Source organism: Streptomyces chengmaiensis (genome assembly GCF_029846775.1).
GTDB lineage: Bacteria > Actinomycetota > Actinomycetes > Streptomycetales > Streptomycetaceae > Streptomyces > Streptomyces chengmaiensis.
On record NZ_JARWBG010000006.1, the window covers coordinates 40,802 to 60,305 of the forward strand.

Below are 19,504 nucleotides of genomic sequence, written 5' to 3' on the forward strand. Positions count from 1 at the left end.
TGGGGCCCGTCCCACGCGTAGCGGGGAACGGATCCCCCAGCCGACCGGACCGGAGCTGTGCTGGCTCGATGGGCGTCAGCCGATCGAGTAGTCCTTCAGCAGCTTGGTGTTCCACTCCTTGGCGAGCGCGTCCAGGCCCTCCTCGGGGGAGACGTCGCCGCGCAGGATCTTCACGTAGTGCTGGTCGTACGCCACGAACAGATCGCCGACCCCGGGGATCACCGGACGGGACTTGGAGACCGCCAGCGCCTCCTGGAAGGCCTTCTTCGCCGGGTCGGAGGTGACCGCGTCGGTGTAGGCGGACTTGCGCGTCGGGAGGGTGTTGATCTCCTTGGCGGTGAACTCCTGGCTCTTCGCGGAGGACATGAACTTCACGAAGAGGTACGCCGCGTCCTTGTTCGCGGAGCCGCGGTAGACGGAGTAGTTGTGGCCGCCGATCGGAGCGCCGGCCTTGCCGGAGGAGCCCGCCGGGATCGGCGCGATGCCCAGATTGTCCTTGTTCTGGAAGGCCTTGCCGGAGTAGTCGTCGGAGACCGACCACGGGCCGTTGATCGTCATGGCGGCCTTGCCGTCCTTGAAGGAGGTCTGGGCCGCGACATAGCCGTCGGTGGTGGCGGGCTTGAGGGCGACGTCGGACTGGACCAGCTTCAGCGCGGTCTCCATGCCCTTGACGGCCTCGGGGGAGTTCACCGTGATCTTCTTGTTCTCGACGTCGAGCATGTCGGCGCCCTCGCCGTACAGGAACGGCAGCGAGAAGTAGCCCTCGGGGTTCAGCTGGATGCCCGCGACCCCGGTCTTCTTCTTGATCGTCTTGGCGGTCTCGATCAGCTCGTCCCAGGTGGCCGGCGGCTTGCTGATGCCGGCCTTCTTGAAGATCTCCTTGTTGTAGAGGAGACCCAGGGTGTCGGTGACCTGCGGCACGCCGACGGTCTCGCCGTTGAACTTCGCCGTGGACATCGGGCCCTCGAGGAAGTCGTCCGCGTTGTCGAGAGCCGGGGTGCCGTCCAGCGGCTGGAGGTAGCCGAGGTTGGCGAACCCGGCCGACCAGCCGACGTCGGTGCGGATGACGTCCGGGGCGCCCTTGCCGTTCTGGGCGGCCGTCTTGAACTTCTGCTCGGCCTGGTCGAAGGAGACGGAGGTCCGGTTGACCTTGATCTTCGGGTACTCGGCCTCGAACTGCTCGATCAGTGTGTCGTACGCCGGGCCCTCGGCTTCGTTGGAAGTGTCCCACCAGGTGATGGAACCGCTCACGCTCTTGGGGTCCTCGGCGGCCTTCTTGCCGCTGCTGTCACTCGCTCCGCCGTTGTCCCCGCAGGCGGTCGCGGTAAGAGCCAGTGCGCCGACGAGAGCGGCGACCGATATGCCCTTGCGCATGGTGATCTCCTCGTTGAGGTCAGGCCCTGACCTGTCCCTCGGGCCGGGCTGCTGCGGCGTGAAGTTAACAGCCTTGCAAGAGCTTGCGAAAGGTCTTGCAGAAAGAAAACAGCGAGATTTCCAGGTTGTGACCGTCTCGTGTCCTGGGGGTTGACCGTGGTCGTTCAGGCTTCTACGGTCTGCTGCGCAGCTGCTGTTGAGGGCTTGCTGCAAGAATCGCAAAGACCTGCAAGAGCCTTTCAGGCATGGCGCGTTGTCTTACGAGGCTGCGGGGCTCCCCCCATTCCGCACAGTGCCGTGCAGGAGGCAACACATGGCCAGCAGACCTCTGGCCGCCGCGCTCGCCCTGGCCGCGGGCGCGGCGGTCGCCGTCGCGGCGCCGGTGGCGACCGGCGCCGCGCAGGCGGCCCCACCCGGAGACAAGGACGTGACCGCCGTCCTCTTCGAGTGGCGCTTCGACTCGGCGGCCCGGGCGTGCACCGACACGCTGGGCCCGGCCGGGTATGGATATGTCCAGGTTTCTCCACCGCAGGAGCATATTCAGGGCCCGCAGTGGTGGACCTCGTACCAGCCCGTCAGCTACAAGATCGCCGGACGGCTCGGCGACCGCGCCTCGTTCGCGGACATGGTGAACACCTGTCACGCCGCGGGTGTGAAGGTCGTCGTCGACACCGTGATCAACCATATGGCGGCGGGCGACGGCGTCGGCACGGGCGGCTCGCCGTACCAGAAATACGACTATCCGGGCATTTACTCCGGAAACGATATGAACGACTGCCGGTCCGTGATCACCGACTACCGGGACCGGGGCAACGTCCAGAACTGCGAGCTGCTCGGCCTCGCGGACCTGGACACAGGCGAGGAGTACGTCCGCGACCGCATCGCCGCGTATCTCGACGATCTGCTGTCCCTGGGCGTCGACGGCTTCCGCATCGACGCCGCCAAGCACATGCCCGCCGCAGACCTCGCCGCGATCAAGTCCCGGCTGACCGACCCCGGCGTCTACTGGAAGCAGGAGGCCATCCACGGGGAGGGCGAGGCGGTCTCGCCGAGCGAGTACCTCGGCAACGGCGACGTACAGGAGTTTCGCTACGCCCGCGACCTCAAGCGCGTCTTCGAGGACGAGAACCTCGCATATCTGAAGAACTACGGCGAGGGGTGGGGCTATATGGACTCCGGCTCCTCCGCGGTCTTCGTGGACAACCACGACACCGAACGCGTCGGCGACACCCTCAGCTACAAGGACGGGGCCAACTACACACTCGCGAACATCTTCATGCTGGCGTGGCCGTACGGGGCGCCGGACGTCCACTCCGGATACGAGTGGGCCGACAAGGACGCAGGACCCCCCGACGGCGGTGCCGTGAACGCCTGTTACAGCGACGGCTGGAAGTGCCAGCACGCCTGGCCGGAGATCGCGTCCATGGTCGGCTTCCGCAATGCGGCCCGGGGACAGGGCGTGACCGACTGGTGGGACAACGGCGCGGACGCGATCGGGTTCGGGCGCGGGGACCGGGCGTATGCCGTCCTCAACCATGAGGCGTCATCGCTGACGAGGACGTTCGAGACCTCGCTTCCCGCGGGCGCGTACTGCGACGTCCAGTCCGGCCGAAGCATGACCGTGGACGGCGACGGCCGCTTCACCGCCACCCTGGGCCCGGACACCGCGCTGGCCCTGCATGTGGGGGCACGGGAGTGCGCGGACGAACCCGCGGCCGCGGGCGTCTCGTTCAACGTCACCGCCACCACCGTGTGGGGCGAGAACGTGTACGTCACCGGCAACCGCCCCGAGCTGGGCGATTGGAACCCCGACGCGGCGCTCAAGCTCGACCCGGGGGGCTACCCGGTGTGGCGCCGGGACGTCACCCTGCCCGTCGGCGCGGCCTTCGAGTACAAGTACCTCCGCAAGGACGCGGATGGGCGGGTGACTTGGGAGGCCGGTGCGAACCGTGTGGCGACGGCGCCGGAGTCGGGGGCGGTGACGCTCTGGGACACGTTCCGGGAGTAGGCGGCGCTTGCCGCCTGCGCGGCGAGCTTCCCCACCCCGCCCCTTCCCGTAACCGGGGCTCCGCCCCCGGCCCCCCGCGCCTCAGTCGCCGGCGGGGCTGGGTTTCCGGGACCCCGCGCCCGCATACGAAACCCTCGCCGCGCCGCGGCGAGATGCATCCATCCCTCACTGCCGAAGGGAACCCCATTCGTGTCCACCACCGCACCGAGCCGGCGACGGAAACGCCCCGCGGCCTCCGTCACCGCGACAGTGGCCGCCGCCCTGCTCGCGGGCCTGATACCCGCCGTACAGGCGACACCGGCCGCCGCCGCGTACAAACCCCCGCCTCCGCCGTCGGACCGCACGCTCGCCGCGGAGCCCGCGCGGCATGATCTGACCCGGGAGCAGTTCTACTTCGTGCTGCCGGACCGGTTCGCCAACGGCGAGAAGTCCAACGACCGCGGCGGTCTGACCGGCACCCGCCTCGACCACGGCTACGACCCCGCAGACAAGGGCTTCTACCAGGGAGGCGACCTCAGGGGACTCACCAGGAAGCTCGACTACATCAAGGGCCTCGGCACCACCGCCATCTGGCTGGCCCCGATCTTCAAGAACAGGCCCGTCCAGGGTGAGGGAGAGAACGCCTCCGCGGGCTACCACGGGTACTGGATCACCGATTTCACCCAGGTCGACCCTCACTTCGGCAGCAACGAAGACCTTGAAACCCTCATCGACAAGGCACACGCCAAAGGGATGAAGGTCTTCTTCGACGTCATCACCAACCACACCGCCGACACCGTCGACTACGCCGAGAAGAAGTACGGATACCGGCCCAAGGGCGCCTACCCCTACCTCGACGAGGACGGCCGCCCCTTCGACGACCGGCAGGCGGACCGCGCCGACTTCCGCAAGGTCGACGAGGACTCCTTCCCGTACACCCCGCGCACTGCCGGCGGCAAGGCGCCGTCCTGGCTCAACGACCCCACGATGTACCACAACCGCGGAGACTCCACCTTCGCGGGAGAGAGCAGCGAGTACGGCGACTTCGTCGGCCTCGACGACCTGTGGACCGAACGTCCCGAAGTCGTCGCGGGCATGGAGCGGATCTACCAGAAGTGGGTCCGCGACTTCGACATCGACGGCTTCCGCGTCGACACCGTGAAACACGTCGACCTGGAGTTCTGGACCCAGTGGGCCACCGCCCTCGACCGGTACGCCGCCAGGAGGGGCCGCGAGGACTTCTTCATGTTCGGCGAGGTGTACTCCGCCGACACGGCGGTCACCTCCCCGTATGTCACCCGCGGCCGCCTCGACGCCACACTCGACTTCCCCTTCCAGGACGCGGCCCGCGCCTTCGCCTCCCAGGGGGCGTCCGCCGACCGCCTCGCCGCCGTGTTCGGCGACGACTACCGGTACACGACCGACAAGGCCAACGCCTATGAGCAGGTGACCTTCCTCGGGAACCACGACATGGGCCGCTTCGGGACGTTCCTCAAGCAGGACAACCCCGACGCCGACGAGGACGAACTGCTGCGGCGGGCGCGGCTCGCCAACGAGCTGATGTTCCTCAGCCGCGGCAACCCGGTCGTCTACTACGGCGACGAGCAGGGCTTCACCGGCGCGGGCGGCGACAAGGACGCCCGCCAGACCCTCTTCGCGTCCCGTACCGCCGACTACCTCGACGACGACCAGCTGGGCACGGACCGTACACACGCCTCGGACGCGTACGACCCCGGCCACCCGCTCTACCGGCAGATCGCCGAGCTCTCCACGCTCACCAGGGAACACCCGGCACTGCGCGACGGCACCCAGCGGGAGCGTCACGCCGACGGCTCCGTCTACGCCTTCTCACGCACCGACGTTCGCGAGAAGACCGAACACATCGAGTACCTGGTCGCCGTCAACAACGGCACCGCTCCGAAGACGGTCTCCCTCGCGGCGGACGCCGACGCCTACACCACCCTGTACGGCGACGGGCCGGACGGCACGCTCCGCGCCGCGGACGGCAAGGTGACCGTCACCGTCCCGGCCCTGTCGTCACTGGTGCTGAAGGCCGACGCAGCGCTGCCCCCGCCCACCGCCAAGCCCGGGATCACGCTGACCGCGCCGCCCGCGGGGGCGACCGGAACTCTCGCCGTCACCGCGGACGTCGACGGCGGACAGCTCAACCGGGTCGTCTTCGCCGCCCAGACCGGCAACGGCAAGTGGCGGGTCCTCGGCTCCGCCGACCATGCGCCGTACCGGGTGACGCACCACCTGGACGACTCGGTCCGCGCCGGAACCCCGGTGCGCTACAAGGCCGTCGTCGTCGACAGCGCGGGCCGCACCGCGAGCGCACGCGCCGAGACCACCGCAGGCCAGGCCCCGCCGCCCGAGAAGCCGAGCGCCGTCGACCGCGACTACGCGGTGGTCCACTACCACCGTCCCGACGGCGACTACGACGGCTGGCGGATCAGCACCGGCGACACGACCGCGGACTTCGCAGGCCGGGACGCCTATGGCGCGTTCGCCTGGGTCAAGCTCGCAGAGGACGCCTCCTCCGTCCCGTACACCGTCGAGCACACAGACGGCACGGCGGACGGACCGCGCCGCACCGTCGACCTGTCCCGCACCGGACAGGTGTGGATCGAGCAGGGAGAGGCGGCCCAGAGCACGACGGCCCCCGACGGGGCCTACCCGCCCCAGGACCAGACCAAGGCCGTACTGCACTACCACCGCCCCGACGGCGACTACGACGGCTGGGGTCTGCACACCTGGACCGGGGCACAGCAGCCCACCGACTGGTCCACCCCGCTGCAGCCGGTGAAGCGGGACGCGTACGGCATCACCTTCGAGGTGCCGCTCGCGCCCGGCGCGACCTTGCTCAGCTATATCGTCCACCGCGGCGACCAGAAGGACCTCCCCGCCGACCAGTCGCTGGACTTCGCCACCCACGGCAAGGAGGTGTGGCTGCTGGCCGGGCAGCCGGGATACCTGCTGCCGCAGACGGGCGGCGCGCCCGCCCTCGACCTGACCGCGTCCGAGGCGCAGTTCATCGACCGCTCCACCGTCGTCTGGAAGGTCACGGCGACCGACGCTGCCAGCCAGCAGCTCGTGTACGCGCGCGACGGCGGGATCTCCGTCGTCGACGGAGCCCTGTCCGACGAGGGCCGCTGGCTGCGGCTGATCCCGGCCGCCCTCACCGACGCCCAGAAGAAGAAGTTCCCGCACCTCAAGGACCGCCAGGCGTTCACCGTCGACCCGAGGGACCGCGACCGGGTGCGGGAGGCGCTGCGCGGCCAGCTGATCGCCACCCAGCGGGCGGCCGATGGGGCGCTGCTCGCCGCGACCGGCGTCCAGATCCCCGGCGTGCTCGACGACCTGTACGCGGCCGAAGCCGTGGCGAAGGACCTCGGACCGGTCTTCCACCGCGGCCGCCCCACCCTCTCCGTATGGGCGCCCACCGCGCAGTCGGTCTCCCTGGAACTCGACGGGCGCACCGTGCGGATGCGCCGGGACGACGACAGCGGAGTCTGGTCGGCGACCGGACGGCGGAGCTGGACGGGCAAGCCCTACCGGTACGTCGTCACGGTGTGGGCGCCCAGCGTCCAGCAGGTCGTCGTCAACAAGGTCACCGACCCGTACTCCACCGCTCTGACCGCCGACTCGGCCCGCAGCCTGATCGTCGACCTCGACGATCCGAAGCTCGCCCCCAAGGGCTGGCAGCGGCTGCGCAAGCCGGACGCCGTGCCTTCCCCCGCCTACGGCGGGGACACCCCCATGCGGGACGCCCAGATCCAGGAGCTGCACATCCGGGACTTCTCCATCGCGGACCCGACGTCGAAGCATCCGGGGGAGTACCTGGCCTTCACCGACCGCGACTCCCGCGGCATGCGGCATCTGCGGGCGCTGGCCGACTCCGGCACGTCGTATGTCCATCTCCTCCCGGCGTTCGACATCGGCACCATCCCCGAGAAGAAGTCCGACCAGGCCCGGCCCGCCTGCGACCTCAAGGTCTACGCGCCCGACTCCGCCGAGCAGCAGGCGTGCATCGCCCGCGCCGCCGCGAAGGACGCCTACAACTGGGGCTACGACCCGCTGCACTACACCGTCCCCGAGGGCTCGTACGCCTCCGACCCGGACGGTGTGCGCCGCACGGTCGAGTTCCGGCAGATGGTGCAGGGGCTCAACGCGGCCGGGCTGCGCACCGTGATGGACGTCGTCTACAACCACACCGTGGCCGCCGGCCAGTCGGAGAAGTCCGTTCTCGACCGGATCGTGCCCGGCTACTACCAGCGGCTCCTCGACGACGGCGCCGTCGCCACCTCCACCTGCTGCGCCAACACGGCGCCCGAGAACGCCATGATGGGCAAGCTCGTCGTGGACTCGGTCGTCACCTGGGCGAAGCAGTACAAGGTCGACGGCTTCCGTTTTGACCTCATGGGCCACCACCCCAAGGAGAACATCCTCGCCGTGCGCGCCGCACTCGACGCGCTCACCCCGGAAAAGGACGGAGTCGACGGAAAGAAGATCATCCTCTACGGGGAGGGCTGGAACTTCGGCGAGATCGCCGACGACGCCCGCTTCGTCCAGGCCACCCAGCAGAACATGGCCGGCACCGGCATCGCGACCTTCTCCGACCGGGCGCGCGACGCGGTGCGCGGCGGCGGGCCGTTCGACGAGGACCCCGGAGTCCAGGGCTTCGCCTCCGGACTGTTCACCGACCCGAACTCCTCCCCGTCCAACGGCACCCTGGCCGAGCAGAAGGCCCGGCTGCTGCACTACCAGGACCTGATCAAGGTCGGGCTGTCCGGGAACCTGGCGTCGTACACCTTCACCGACTCGGCCGGCCGCCGCGTCAAGGGATCGGACGTCGACTACAACGGCGCACCCGCGGGCTACGCCTCGGCGCCCGGCGACGCCCTCGCCTACGCGGACGCACACGACAACGAGACCCTGTACGACGCGCTGGCCTTCAAGCTGCCCGCCGCCACCTCACCCGCCGACCGGGCACGGATGCAGGTGCTGGCGATGGCGACGGCAGCGCTGTCCCAGGGACCCGCGCTCTCCCAGGCGGGATCGGACCTGCTGCGCTCCAAGTCCCTGGACCGCAACTCGTACGACAGCGGCGACTGGTTCAACTCCGTCCACTGGGACTGCCGCGACGGCAACGGCTTCGGCCGCGGGCTGCCGCCGGCGGCCGACAACCAGCCCAAGTGGCCGTACGCCAAGCCGCTGCTCACCGCTCCGTCGCTCACCGTGGGCTGCGAGGAGATCACCGGGGCCTCGGCCGCCTACCGGGACCTGCTGACCGTCCGCACCACGGAGGAGGCCTTCAGCCAGCCGACCGCAGAAGCGGTGCAGAAGCGGCTCTCCTTCCCGCTGTCGGGGAAGGACGAGACGCCCGGAGTGATCACCATGCGGTTGGGCGAACTGGTCGTGGTCTTCAACGCCACCCCGGACGAGCAGACCCAGCGGATCGCGTCCGCGGCGGACACCGCGTACACGCTCCACCCGGTCCAGGCCGAGGGCGCGGACACCACCGTGAAGACGGCCTCATACGACCGCTCCTCGGGAACCTTCACGGTCCCGGCGCGCACGGTCGCGGTCTTCACCCGCCCCTGACCCGGTGAGAAACCGAAAGGGCCCGCCGACGCCGGCGGGCCCTTTCCGGCTCTCTCAGCGGACCGGCTGGGCGGGCACCGTCCGCGTAGCCGCGGACGCCAGGGCCGTCAGCCGCCCCACGAGATCCGCGAACGGCCCGTCGGACGGCTCGTCCGCGAGCACCCGCAGCAGGATCCCCGACATCTCGTCGTCATACGCGGCGCTCACCGCGGCCAGCGCGGCGAAGTCATGCACCAGCTGCAGCTCCAGCTCGCCACGGGGCACGCGACGCCCGTCCAGCCAGATCAGGGCGGTCGTCTCGGCGAGCGACACCCAGGACCGCACCACCAACTCCAGACGCGGCGGGGCCTCATCGACCCCCAGATGCGCCATGATCTGGTCGTAGGCGGCCTGCCGCACCTCGTCGACCATGGCGTACGCGGTGGAGGACCCCGCCGACGGCCCGCCCCGCATCAGCGCCGAGAAACCCGGCCCATGCCCCTCGACGAAGTCGAAGAACCGCCCCATCACCCGCAGCAGCCGCCCGCCGAGCGGCCCCTCGTGCGGCTCCGCGAACCGCGCCGCCAGCTCATCGGCGGCCCGCCGCAGCGCCGCCTCGAACAGGCTCTGCTTTCCGGGGAAGTAGTGGTACACGAGCGGCCTGGAGATCCCGGCGGCCACAGCGATCTCGTCGATGGACACCTCGTCCGGCGACCGCCGGCTGAACAGGTCCAGCGCCACTCCGATCAGCTGCTGCCTGCGCTCTTCGACGCCCATCCTGCGGCGAACCCCGGTCGTCGTCATACCGAACACCCTAACGGGCGGGAAACGGCGACGGCCCGCCGGGCGTATCCGGCGGGCCGTCGTCAGCCGCCTACGGCGACCGGGTTCGCTGGTGCGTCGCGTGGGGCGTTCAACCCGTCTGCTGCATCCACTCGGGAGACTCGACGCCGCCGAAACGGTTCCAGGCGAGGCAATAGGCGCGGGATTCCCGCCCCATGTCCGGCCAGATGGAACGGAGGTCGAATCCTCTGTCCCAGGCGTTCAGAAGCGCCTCCAGGAATCCGGTCGCGACCGCCGTGCGGTCGACTTCGCCGCCGGACGCCTGAATCCGCTCCACGATCCGGAGCACCTCCTGCCGCTGCTGCGGGGTGAACTCGTCAACGCGCTCCGCGAAGACTCTCCCGAGAGCACCCAGACGCGTGGTGAGGGGCGGCACATCGTCCTCGTCGGCCTCATCCGTGTCCGGGCCGCCTCGCCAGTCCACCAGCTCGGCATGGTCCGTCGCCGCCAGCACCCGGCTGACGCCGATCAGCTCCGCCCACCACGATGGAGTCGACACCACTAGCCTCCCAATGCGTTCAGCATGTCCTTGATGAGGTTCTCCGCGGCAGCCCGGTCGCCGCGCGCGGCGTTCGGGTTGTTCTTCAGCCACTTCTGCAGGAAAGTGATGGAGTCCCTCGCCTTCTGGGTGTGCCAGACCCTGCCCACGGGCTTCCCGGTGAGCGTCTCGTAGCGGACGGCCGCAGCCGTGCTGCCGCTTCCGATCTTCGCGTTGGCACGATAGAGGGTGTCGACGTGCTCGGCGAGCTTGGGGTCCCGGACCAGGGGCTTGGCCATCTCCTCGCGCAGGACGTCCTTGTACTTCTCGAACAGCGCCCGGTTGTGGGCCAGCTGGTTCATCGGCGGCTTCGACCGGATGCCGATCTTCTTGCCGACCTCCTTGAACAGCTTCGCCAGACCCTTCCCGACGCCCGACTCGTAGTAGTACAGGGACACGGAATTCGCCGGGTAGACCTCCTCGAGCTGCTTCAGCAGCTCCGGGCCGCACTTGCCCCGGTTGCTCTCCCGGCTGAAGACGCCGTTCGTCGTGTAGTTGCAGTACGAGGCCAGCAGCATTGCCGCGGCGTCGTCCCGGCCCTCCAACCGGTGCCAGAAGATCTGCCCGGACCAGTCGCCGATCCACTTGTCGAAGTCGGCGGCGAGCTCGTCACAGGAGCCGATGCCCACCTTCTCGGGCAGCGCAACGCCGTTGAGATAGCACGTTCCGCCGATCTCGAGCAGATGCGAGCCGTTCTCGTACTCCTCAAGCCTCTCGACCGCGGCGACGTCGTCACCGGTCGGCTCGGGAGCGGCTTCGCGCCATGCCTTGGCCGCCTCCTGGAACTTCTTCACCGCGATCTTGACCGCTTCGACGGCGGCCTTGGCTGCCGCGGTCGCGTCCTTCCCGGCCTGGGCGGCCGAGGCACGAGCCGACTCAGCGGACGAGTAGGCGAGCGTGGCGTAGGTGCGCGCCTGCGCAGCCGACGACGCCGCCTGATGAGCCGACCTCGTCGCCGCGGCTGCCGCGCTGCTCGCCCGTGCGGCCGCTGCCTTCGCCTGCCGGGCTGACTCAGCCGCGGCTTGCGCCGAGCGGTCCGCGGCTGCCGCGGACCTGCCGGCGTCGGCCGCGTACCCCTTGGCCTTGTCGGCCGAGTCCTTCGCCTGCTTGGCGTAGCCCGCGGCGTCCGCGGCGGCGTTGCCCGCGCGGGCCGAGGCCTCAGCGGCCAGCGCGGCGTTCTGGTTGGCGGTGGCGGCGGTGCGCGCGGCCTGAGCGATCAGCTTCTCGACGCCGGCGACATGGGTCGCGCTGTCGTGATCGAGCTTGGCCGAGCGGTACTGGACGGAGGCGACGAAGTCGCGCAGCATCCACGCCGGACCCGCGAGGGCGACCTCGGCGGCTGCCTTGACCTGCGGACCGCCCTTGTTGAGGATGCGCAGCGTCTCGACCCGGTCGTCCTCTTCCCGGGCGGTGTGCTGACCGGACCGCAGGAACTGCCGCAGCGCCTCGGTCGTTCCCGCGTCGATGGCGGCTGTGGCGGCCTTCTTGACGGCGGGTCCGCCCTGGTTGGAGATCTTCAGCACCTCGACGCGGTAGTCGTCCGCCTGGACGGTGTGCCGGCCGGTCTCGAGGAACGCCACAACGTCCGCGTGTGAACCGTCCAGTGCGGCGGCGGCCGCCTCGGCCACCGCGGGCGCCCCGGTGTCGGCGAGATGGGAGACCCGGGCCCGGTCGTCCTGTTCCTCGGCGACGAGTCGACCTGTCGCGAGCCACTGGCGGACGTCCGCTTCGGCGCCGGCCAGCGCGTCCTCTGCGGCCCTGACCGTCCACGGGCCGCCCGTGGCGGCCAGTCGGAGAGCTGCCCTGCGGCCCTTGGACACCGCGATCGCCGGATCGGCGTCCGGCGCCGTGGCGTCGGCGATGAGCTGCTTGGTCTCGGCGTCGCGACGGGCGGCCTCGATCTCCTCCTTCTCGCGCTGGGCCGCTTCCCTGTCCTCCTCGGCCTTGAACTCCTCCGCGGACTGGATGCCTTCGTCCCGGTCGTTCGCCAGCTGCGCGGCCTCGGCCGCGCGGGCCGTCTTGGCGACCTCGCGCGCTGTGGCCACCGCGGTGGAGGCCACCTGGGCGGCCTTGAGCGCGGCCTTCGCATGTGCGGCGGACTTCTTGGCGTATTCGATGGCCTTGCCGGCGTGCGCGGCGGCTTCGTCGGCGGCCTTCGCCGCGGCCTCCGCATGGGCGGCGGCGTCATTGGCCGCGGCGTGAGCCTGCTTGGCCGCGTTCGCGGCCTGATGGGCCAGGGACTCCGCGGTGTTCGCCGCCCGGTTGGCAGTGGCGGCTGCGCGACGGGCCGTGGCCGCGGCAGCAGCTGCCCGGCGCGCCTCGGCCGCCGCCACATTGGAGTGTCCGCCTGCCTCGGCCGCCGCGGTCGCCGCGGCGGCCGCGTTGGCTCCCGCGCTGGCGGCGGCGCGCGCGGACGCGACGGCCTGGAAGACGGCCTGTGAGGCGTGCAGCGCGGAAACGGCAGCCATGCGTGCCCCTGCCGCGGCCTTCCGCGCGGTCTCGGCTGCCTTGCGAGCCGCCGCCGCCTTGCCCGCGTCCTTGGAAGCCGCGGTCGCCGAGTTGTAGGCGCGGGCGGCCGCGTCACCCGCGGCCGCGGCCGCCGAGGCGGCGGCGGATGCCGCGGAAGCCGCAGTACGGGCGGCGGAGGTGGCTGTGTTGGCGGCGTGGATCGCGGTGCGTGCGGCGCTCGCCGCGGCGCTGGCAGCGTCCGCCGCCCGGCCCGCGGCGCGTGCCGCCTTCTGCGAGGAGTCCTTGGCCGCGGCCGTCTCCTCGGCGGCACGCCGCGCCGCCTCCTTGGCGCGCTGGGACGCGCTCACCGCACGGTCGGAGGCCTCCTTGGCGGCGTCGGTCTCCCGCTTCGCCTTCCGGCCCGCCTGTTCGGCCAGTTTCGCGAGCTGGGCGACGGTCATCGTCTCCTGGTCGCGGGCGCGGGCGACATGCTGACCCGTCTCCAGGAACTCGCGGATGTCCGCCGGTGTCCCGTTCATCGCCTCGTTGGCGGCCTTCTTCACCTGAGGGCCGCCGACGTGCATGATGCCGAGCAGTTCGACTCGGTCGTCCTCTTCCCGGGCGCGCTTCAGGCCGTGGGCGAGAAACCTGGCCAGCGCTTTCTCGGAGCCGTCGTCGAGCGCTGCCTGCCCGGCACTGCGCACCCCTCGGCCGCCCGTGTTCATGGCCCGGAGAACGGCGACCCGCTGGTCGTCCGCGTACGGCTTCTTCCAGCCCGCGGCCAGGAACTGCTCGATGTCCTCAGCCGATCCGTCGAGCGCCTGTTCGGCGGCCTTTCGTACCCCCGGGCCGCTGGTGTTGAGTATGCGCAGGACCGCAACTCGGTTGTCTTCCTCGGCGGCGATCCGCAGGCCGGTCTCGAGGAATGCCTGCACATCCTCGTCCGAGCCGGTGAGGGCTTTCTCGGCCTCTGCTTTGGTGGCCCTGTCCCCGTCACGCCAGGCCTCAAGGGCCAAAGCGCGTTGACTGGGCGATGCAGTCGGCTGCTCCGCTGCCGCGGCCGTATTCGGCGCGACCGCGGACAGGCCCCCCGTCGTGCCTATTGCCAAGGAGAGAGCTGTCAGCCCCACCGTAGCAGAGCGAACCAGCCGCTCTTTCCATCTGCTTCTGACCACTGTGTCTCCAACTCATCACTGGTTCAGGCGGTTTCCGGTTGGTCGTCCGGAGCCGCAGAGATGGACAGTACATGTGGTCGGATGTGTTGCAGCGTCAGCCCCTGAATAGAGAAGTCGGCACTTGGGGCATCAATACGAGCAGAATTCTGAATGCTTTATTCCGGATAGTCGCTCGCCGGCCTTCGGGCCACCGGAACACGCGGCTGAATGCGCCTGCGTCGGTCAGAGGTCCAGCACCGGCCGGGAGCCTCGGCAGCGGGAGGCGCACAGCAGCATCGAATCCGGCCGCACCGCGGCCGTCAGCCGCTCGTCGCGGCGGTCGATCTCGCCGTCCGCCTCCACCACCCGCTGTCGGCAGGTTCCGCAGAACCCTGCTCATTAGGAGTACGGCAGACGGGGCAGCCGCTCGCGCACCGCGGACAGCACCGACCGGCCGGGGGCGACCCGCACCACATGGCCCGAGCGGCGGAGCTCCACCTCCAAGGCGCCCCCGGCGCGCAGGGTGGCAACTCAGCGCCCGCCGGGGCCTCCAGGCGCAGTTGCACCACGGACTCGGCCGCCTCGCTGCGCTCCGCGACCCGGACCCGAGTCCGGGAGGGAAAGCCGTGCAGGGACCGGGCCGGGTCAGCGCAGACCGTCGACCCGTGTACCGTCCTTCAGCCGGCCCGTCAGCTCCGCCCGTGCGCCCTGCCCGGCCTTCACCGCCAGCAGCCTCCCCTTCGCGCTGCCGGTCACCCCGCCCGACGCTCCCACCGAGGCGAACTCCTCGCTCCCCGCGGCGAGCACGTACCAGTGCCCCGCGCGCGACTTCCACAGCACGCCCGCCAGCACCCGCGGCTCCCGCTCCCCGCACGCGGGGGAGTCCTCGGCACGCGCGGCCACCGCGCCGGGAGCGCCCTCCGGAACGCCCGGCGCCTGGATCTGCGCCAACACCCGGCCACCCGCACCGCGCCAGGTCTCCGCGCGGGTGCACAGCCAGGCCGCGGTGCCGTCGCCCTCCGGCAGCGGCTGCCGTGCGTACTCCCAGAGACGGACGCCGCGCACGCCGTGCGCCCGCATCCCGGGCAGCAGACACGCCGTGCGCGCCCACGCCTGACGGGCCGTGGTGCCGGCTGCCGCCGGGTCCTGAGGGGCGCCGGGCTTCCCGGAGGTGAGCCGGGCGGGCGTCAGCTCCCCAAGGTCGGTCACCGTCCGGACGGCCGCAGTCCCCGAGCCGGCCCGCCGGCCGACGGCGTCGTCCTCGGTCAGTTCCAGCGCCTCCCAGGAACGGCACTCCCGTGCGGCAGCCGGACTGGGCACGGGCGCGGTGACGCCGTCCTCGCCGACCGGGAGCGCGCTCGCGCCGCCGGACGGCTTCAGCAGATCCCGCACCGCGGTCCCGCGCACCCAGGGTGCGGTCAGATAGCGGACGTTGCCGTCGCTCCGGCCCACGACCAGAGCGCCCGCGGAGGCCGCGTCCGTGCGCGCCAGGTCCAGCGCCGCCGCTGCCCCGGAACCGCCCGCACCGTCCTTGGGCTCGGCGTACCGCACCACGCGCAGCCCGTCGTACAGCAGCACCACGCGCGCCTGGTCGACCTCGCCCGCGTACAGCAGCTGCGGGGCGCCCATCGGCGGCCCCGCCGGGGTCCCCGGCGTTGCGGAGACCTGCACCGCACCGCCCGGCCTCGCCCAGACGGCGAGCGCACGCCGCAGCAGCTCCCGGTCGCCGGTGAGCGCGCCGCGGGCGGGCCAGACCGAGTAGTCCAGCCGGGATGCCCGCCGCCAGGAGGCGTCCGCGGCCTTCGTCAGCTTCGCCGGGTCGAGCGCCGCCTCCGCGGCCGGGTGGCGCGCATAGGGCGGCGCGGCCGCCCCGTCCGGGCCCCGGCCGTCATCCGGCAGCCCGAGCAGCGCCGCGCACACGGCGGCCGCCGCGGTCCCCAGCAGCGCCGCCTTGAGATGCTGGCGGCGGCGCATCAGATCCGTGGGGCGCACCTGCAGCGAACACGGGTCGAACTCCGGCGATTCCAGAAGCACGGCCGAGTCCCCCCGTCCCTCCGCCGTCTCCAGTGCGGCCATCGCGTTGGCCTCCGCCAGGGCCGCGTGCGGGTCTGCCGCGTCGCAGGCGGTCAGGGTGCGGCGTACTTCGGTGTCCGACAGCCGCTCCAGGCAGCGCAGCACATAGGCGGCCCGCGCCGGACCCGACAGCGCGGACAGCCTCTGGTCCAGGGCGAGTTCGTCGGCGCCGCCGGAGCGCGGGAACATCCGCAGCCCCCACACCTGCGGCAGCAGGGGAGGCAACTGCGCCCGCCGGGGGAGCGCCGGGCGTTTCAGCGGCAGCCCCGCGTCCAGGGCCTGGCGCAGCACCTGCTCCCTGACGTAGGCATAGCCCGGCCCGTGCCCCGGCCCCGGCCGCGAGGCCTGTGTCGACTGCGAGGCCTGCGCCGGTGGCGAGGCCTGCGCCGGAATGGCCGCGGGCCGTCCGCCGCGCCCGCGCGGCAGCGACCGCTGTACCAGCGCATGGGCGCTGAGCACCCGACGGTTGCGCCCCAACGACGGCGGCAGCACGAGATACGCGATGCGCACAAGCCGTGGGTAGTGCTCCACCAGCGCCGCCTCGGCCTGTTCCAGCCCGATGGAGCCGGGAGGGGCGGCGGGGGCGGTGACGGACGGGGCTGCGGAAGGGGTGACGGCATCGTGTGGGCGCACGTTCAGCAGAACGAGCGAATCGTCACATGGTCACCGCCGGCCCCTGGATGACCCCTGTGACGACTGTGCGTAGTGGTGCGCGGGTTATCAGTAGTTTGCTCCCGCGACAGAGGCGGGGGCGGGCACGATGGCCGCATGTGGACGAGTACGAACATCTGCGCGCGGCGGGCGGCCCGCACTGCACTGGCAGTTGTGGCGCTGAGCCTGGCCGTGGCGTGTACGACGAACGGTGACGCCGAGGGGCGTGGCGACGGCGGCGGGAAGCCCGCCCCGCCGAAGGAGGCGACGGGCAGTCTGGAACAGATAGCGGCCCAGGCCGACTGCGAACCCAACATACAGACGGACGCGGCGGAGCTGCGGCAGGCGAACTGCACCACCGGGGACGGCCGTTATGTGCTGGCCACCTTCGCCACCGACCGCGGCCAGCGCGAGTGGATCAACGAGGCGAAGAACTACGGCGGCACGTACCTCGTGGGCCGCAAGTGGGTCGCGGTCGGCGACGCCGAGGTGCTGGCAGCGCTGCGCGGCCGACTCGGTGGAACGGTGGAGACCGCCTCGCCGCACCACCAGGGGAGTAGCGGTGACGATGGGGGGAGCGAGGGGGACCACTCGGCGGATCACTGAGTCGGCCGCGCAGGTGTGGGGGATGTGGGGGACGTGGCGGATGTGGGGGACTTGGGGGGTGTGGGGGACGTGGCGGATGTGGGGGGGATCCGGAGGGCCCGGGCGGGAAGCTCCCGCTTCCCGCCCGGGGTCACGGGGTCATCGGCAGCGACGTCCTGAGTTGATGCAGAAGACCACCTGGTCCATCAGCCGCTCGTCGAACACGTTGATGAAGTCGCCGTGATCGGTGATCGCCTTGTGCAGCTGCTCCGGGAAGGAGTCGACCGCGTAGACCACGCCGTTGTCGCCGAAGGACGGCTGCGGCACGTCGTACACGATCCGCTGCACCAGCTGCGGGATGGCCTGGAAGCCGTTCGGGCAGTTGCCGTTCTCGTTCGCGAACGCCACATGGGTGCGGTGGTTGGCGCTGTCGGTGTTCTGGCCGTCCCAGCAGCTCTGGAACTTGAAGGTGCGCACCACCTGGCTGCCCTCGGGGCAGATCGGGTACTTGTCCTTCAGCTGCCGGTCCTCGAAGCCGGTGCAGGACCAGGAGGCGTTGGCGTTGGCGTCGCCGTTGGTGAACGCCTTGGCGTCGCCGGTGATGATCCGCAGGAAGCGGGGCATGGCGGTGACCTTGCTGACCGGGCTGCCCTCGAAGTCGAGCGTCACCTCGGTGGGCGTCTGGATCTCTCCGACGTTCTGGTCGTTGCCGCCGCCGTCCTCGTTGGCGTCGTTCTCGTCCTGTCCGTTCTGCAGTCGCAGAACCGGCCAGTAGTACGTCGACTTGTCGCCCTGGTTGCGGCAGGTCGTCTCACCGCGCGCCAGATCGTCGTCGCTGGAGAACGCGTCGGTCTCCTGGTTGCCGACGTAGTCGTGCATATGGTGGGCGCCGTTGGCGACGCCGGGTGCGACGATGACGTTGTCCGGGTTGAACTTGCCGTTCTCGTTTACGCCGCACTTGGTGGTGAAGACGCCACGGGATGCGTTGCGGCGCTGGCGCGGCTCCCGGACGTTCGGCTGGACGTCCTGGATGTCGACGAAGTCATTGGCTTCGGGCCCGTTCCCGGCCTGCCCGCCGTTGCCGTTGTTGTCATTTCCATTGTTGTTGTTGCCATCGTTGTTGCCGTCGTTGTTGTTGCCGTTGTCCTGGTTGCCGCCGTTGTCGTTGTCGTTGTTTCCACCGTTGTCATTGTTGTTGCCGTCGTTATTGTCCTCGTTCTGGTTTCCTCCCTTGAGCGTGTCGTTGTCATCGGCCTGAAGGGTGCAGGTCGCCAGGCGGTCCAGCCCCCGCGGGCGCTGGGTCCACCGGCTGATCACGATGGAGATCCGGTCGATGCTCGCCACCCGTTTGCTCTTCAGGGGGTTGAGGATGGCGTTCTGCGCATACTGCGGATCGCGTTGGATCTGCCATTTCTCCTCGGCGAACCGCTTGTACGCCTCGGTGATCTGGGTGTCCATCCGTGCGAGCTCCCGGGCGACCTCACGCTTGGCCTGCCTCGGCACCTCACGGAGGTCGTTCCCGACCTCGGGGCAGTCGATGGTGGCCATCGCCTGCCAGGAATTCTGCCGTTGCTGCTGCTCGCTTCGCTGGCCGGATCGGCCTTCGCCCGCATTTGCGTACACATTCGCGGCGACCAGCCCACCCCCGCCCATGATCAAGGCAGCCGTGGCGGCGATCGCCCGGTTCGCCAGCGTGGAGCGTTTTCTTGCGTTGCGTCCCATGGAACTCCTCTGCTTCGTTGCCGGGGTGTGTGGGATTACGGGGATTGGGGGGTCCCGACAGAGGGAGAAGCGCGCCGTTCCATACGGCTCTGAGGAGTGGGGTGTTCAAGGCGTCGGCGAGTTCGTAGAAATCTCCACCGTCAAATCGGACCAACCGCAAGGAAGCCGGAGTGTTCGACCGCCCCCCGAAACGGCGACTTCGCCCCCTCCCTCCGGGAGAGCAGGCATGCCGACACCGCCGCCTTCCCGCCTTGGCGTCCTCGCGCCACCTCAGGATGCGGGGCCGCGGGGCCGCGGGGCCGCGGGGCTTTGCGGGCCGGGGGCTCCGGCGCGGCTGCCCCGCGTCCAGGTGGGTCGGCGCCGCCGGCGCCCTCCGGTGTGGTGTGCGATTCGCCGGCCGCGCCGGTGTCGTCGCGGCCCGGCGGGCAGGCCGCCGGGCCTTCCCGCCGCGCGGGGTGCAGCCTGCGCCGCCCCGGCGAGCCCGCCTTGCGACTCCGTCGCAGGGGTGCGGGCGGCGGCCGCCCGCACCCGTCAGCGCCGTCAGCG

The 19,504-nt window shown here is 70.7% G+C and carries 10 protein-coding genes; 3 read left to right on the forward strand and 7 right to left on the reverse strand.

Annotated elements, in window-relative coordinates:
• Positions 1 to 75: 75 nt before the first annotated feature.
• Positions 76 to 1,374 (reverse strand): extracellular solute-binding protein, encoded by a 1,299-nt coding sequence (locus QCN29_RS07820; protein ID WP_279927003.1) that lies wholly within the window; start codon positions 1,372 to 1,374, stop codon positions 76 to 78.
• A gap of 313 nt (positions 1,375 to 1,687) precedes the next feature.
• Here QCN29_RS07820 and QCN29_RS07825 point away from each other — a divergent pair, with 313 nt between their 5' ends.
• On the forward strand, positions 1,688 to 3,382 hold the full coding sequence (locus tag QCN29_RS07825) for a carbohydrate-binding module family 20 domain-containing protein (RefSeq protein WP_279927004.1): 1,695 nt from the start codon (positions 1,688 to 1,690) through the stop codon (positions 3,380 to 3,382).
• Positions 3,383 to 3,631: 249 nt separating this feature from the next.
• A complete protein-coding gene (gene pulA, locus QCN29_RS07830; RefSeq protein ID WP_279927106.1) occupies positions 3,632 to 8,965 on the forward strand; it encodes a pullulanase-type alpha-1,6-glucosidase in 5,334 nt (1,777 codons plus the stop codon).
• A 54-nt stretch (positions 8,966 to 9,019) separates the two neighbouring features.
• Here the strand turns inward: pulA and QCN29_RS07835 are convergent, their stop codons facing one another.
• The 5 genes from QCN29_RS07835 to QCN29_RS07855 form a co-directional block, all read right to left on the reverse strand.
• Positions 9,020 to 9,748 (reverse strand): TetR/AcrR family transcriptional regulator, encoded by a 729-nt coding sequence (locus tag QCN29_RS07835; protein ID WP_279927005.1) that lies wholly within the window; start codon positions 9,746 to 9,748, stop codon positions 9,020 to 9,022.
• 109 nt (positions 9,749 to 9,857) lie between these two features.
• Positions 9,858 to 10,286, reverse strand: coding sequence for a DUF7674 family protein (locus tag QCN29_RS07840; RefSeq protein WP_240135927.1), 429 nt, complete (start codon positions 10,284 to 10,286; stop codon positions 9,858 to 9,860).
• Between the two features lie 2 nt (positions 10,287 to 10,288).
• Positions 10,289 to 13,789 carry an ALF repeat-containing protein gene (locus QCN29_RS07845; protein ID WP_279927006.1) on the reverse strand — a complete coding sequence of 1,167 codons (3,501 nt, stop codon included), beginning with the start codon at positions 13,787 to 13,789 and terminating at the stop codon, positions 10,289 to 10,291.
• A 381-nt stretch (positions 13,790 to 14,170) separates the two neighbouring features.
• Positions 14,171 to 14,293 (reverse strand): hypothetical protein, encoded by a 123-nt coding sequence (locus QCN29_RS37045; RefSeq protein WP_398859147.1) that lies wholly within the window; start codon positions 14,291 to 14,293, stop codon positions 14,171 to 14,173.
• A 279-nt stretch (positions 14,294 to 14,572) separates the two neighbouring features.
• Positions 14,573 to 16,633, reverse strand: coding sequence for a hypothetical protein (locus QCN29_RS07855; RefSeq protein ID WP_398859148.1), 2,061 nt, complete (start codon positions 16,631 to 16,633; stop codon positions 14,573 to 14,575).
• A 135-nt stretch (positions 16,634 to 16,768) separates the two neighbouring features.
• On the opposite strand from QCN29_RS07855, the gene QCN29_RS07860 reads away from it, so the two are divergent.
• On the forward strand, positions 16,769 to 17,257 hold the full coding sequence (locus tag QCN29_RS07860) for a hypothetical protein (RefSeq protein WP_279927007.1): 489 nt from the start codon (positions 16,769 to 16,771) through the stop codon (positions 17,255 to 17,257).
• Positions 17,258 to 17,395: 138 nt separating this feature from the next.
• On the opposite strand, the gene QCN29_RS07865 is transcribed toward QCN29_RS07860, so the two are convergent.
• The gene (locus QCN29_RS07865) at positions 17,396 to 18,958 is read right to left on the reverse strand and encodes a DUF1996 domain-containing protein (RefSeq protein ID WP_279927008.1); all 1,563 of its coding nucleotides are present in this window, start codon (positions 18,956 to 18,958) and stop codon (positions 17,396 to 17,398) included.
• Positions 18,959 to 19,504: the final 546 nt, after the last annotated feature.

Coding starts and splice junctions, on each gene's coding strand:
- QCN29_RS07865 (WP_279927008.1), bottom strand. CDS start 18,958: ATGGGACGCAACGCAAGAAAACGCTCCACGCTGGCGAACCGGGCGATC.
- QCN29_RS07825 (WP_279927004.1), top strand. CDS start 1,688: ATGGCCAGCAGACCTCTGGCCGCCGCGCTCGCCCTGGCCGCGGGCGCG.
- QCN29_RS07820 (WP_279927003.1), bottom strand. CDS start 1,374: ATGCGCAAGGGCATATCGGTCGCCGCTCTCGTCGGCGCACTGGCTCTT.
- QCN29_RS07835 (WP_279927005.1), bottom strand. CDS start 9,748: ATGACGACGACCGGGGTTCGCCGCAGGATGGGCGTCGAAGAGCGCAGG.
- QCN29_RS07860 (WP_279927007.1), top strand. CDS start 16,769: ATGTGGACGAGTACGAACATCTGCGCGCGGCGGGCGGCCCGCACTGCA.